At 65.2% G+C, this 1549-nt stretch carries 1 protein-coding gene and 1 pseudogene; both read right to left on the reverse strand.

The features are described from left to right. Positions 1-421: 421 nt before the first annotated feature. Positions 422-834, reverse strand: a pseudogene (locus NKI97_RS35335) (curlin). Positions 835-1003: 169 nt separating this feature from the next. Then, positions 1004-1405: a curli-like amyloid fiber formation chaperone CsgH gene (gene csgH / locus NKI97_RS35340; protein ID WP_352819467.1), complete on the reverse strand. Its 402-nt coding sequence runs from the start codon at positions 1403-1405 to the stop codon at positions 1004-1006. Positions 1406-1549: the final 144 nt, after the last annotated feature.

Here is a 1549-nt window from a genome sequence, read left to right on the forward strand (position 1 = left end):
CGCCAGAGGAACGCTGATATTTGGGTTGCTTGACCGGGAGGGGGCAATCGCGAAGGCAAACGTTGGAAAGGTCGTCGATCACTTCCGGCTGTCGCGGAGCGTGAAATGTCGCCTCGCTTCCTCGTGACATTGTCTGCCGCACTTTATCTGACATCATCGGTGTTTGCCGGGGCAGGATCACCCGTTCCGTCGAACGTCTGCTATGCGTGGAAAAGCCGCTGCAGAAGGTCCGCATCGGTGAAGGTTTTTCGATGTGGGCCGCAGCGCGAGGGGTGCGGGCTGGGTCGACATCGGCCCGCGTTGAAAAACCTCCCAAGGAGGAAGCCGCGGGGTCATCTTCGGCTCTGCCGAGATGTTCGGCCCGAATGATTGGGTCGCGCGCAAGGGGATCGAGTCCCGCTCGCGCCCCGATTATCGGCCGTTACCAGCCGTAGCTGAAGATGGCGCCGCCACCACCGTCGCCGTTCTGCACGACATTCGCCTCGGTGTTCCTTCCGAACTGGAAAATACCGTAGGCGTTGTCGTTGCCGTTCTGCCTCAGGATGGCGGAATGGCCGTTGCCCTCCTGATGGATGATGCCCAGATTGCCGCGGCGTTCCGGCCGAGGCCAGCAGCATTACCGTGTCCGGACTGACGGATTCTGGCGCCGTGCAGGCCGCGATACTTCGAATAGACGCGCAGGCCGGTCGCCAGGGCGCCGGCGTCGCGGGCGTTGGCAGGAGCAAATGTCACCGACACCCAGCCTCCTGCGTAGGCCGGTGCGGACAGCGCCACCTGGCCGATGCTGCCGGCAACGAGAGCGGCAGTAAGGGTTATGAACATATTGCGGGTCATCTTGGTCTTCATTTCCGGCTGCCTCAGCCTATGGCCAACCTTCCCGAATTGCGGCTGAACCATCCCGGAACCCGTCGTTCAGCTGTCGTTCAGTCATTTTTCCCGGCTCGGCACACATAGAAAAGGGCGCCGAACGCCGACGCCCTTTTTCGTGAACTGGCCGGTGCGATCAGGTCGCGCCGCCGACCCGCGCGGCGCAGCCGATGCTCTTGCCATCGACCGCAACTTCGAGCTTGGCGTCGTAAACGCCGGCCTTTGCGTCGAGCGTGACAGCGCCGAGCGTAGCTGGCTTGCCGGGCGCGGCGCTGAAGGCGCCGCCCTGCTCGATGCTGGTGCCGCCGGTGCGACCGGTGCTTTCGACATGGAAGGAATAGGTGCCACTCACGTTTCTGTCGGCATAGGCAAGCGCCTCAAGCAAGACCATGCCCCCTTCCGGCGTGGCGCGGATCTCGCAGCGCACCGGCCCAACGGACTGGTCGGCGGTGGCCATGGTCGCCAGCGCGCCGGCCGGGACCAGGATCAGGGCGAGTGCCGCCATGACGCGGCGGGAATGCTTGACGATGCGGGGCATGGTTCGTCTCCTTGGCTTGGCTAGCGGCGGGCGCGGGCAAGTTTCCCGGGCCCCGGGGCCGTGGCGGGTTTATTGGGCGGGCCGGGCGCAACCGAGGGCCATGACGCGGCCCCCCCGCCGGGCAGTTGGCAGACACGCCTGGGC

This window comes from Mesorhizobium sp. M0296, assembly GCF_040321675.1.
In the GTDB taxonomy this organism is placed as follows: Bacteria; Pseudomonadota; Alphaproteobacteria; order Rhizobiales; family Rhizobiaceae; genus Mesorhizobium.

What these genes read in the sequence shown, in the direction of transcription:
- csgH (WP_352819467.1), bottom strand. Translation starts at nt 1,405, where the DNA reads ATGCCCCGCATCGTCAAGCATTCCCGCCGCGTCATGGCGGCACTCGCC.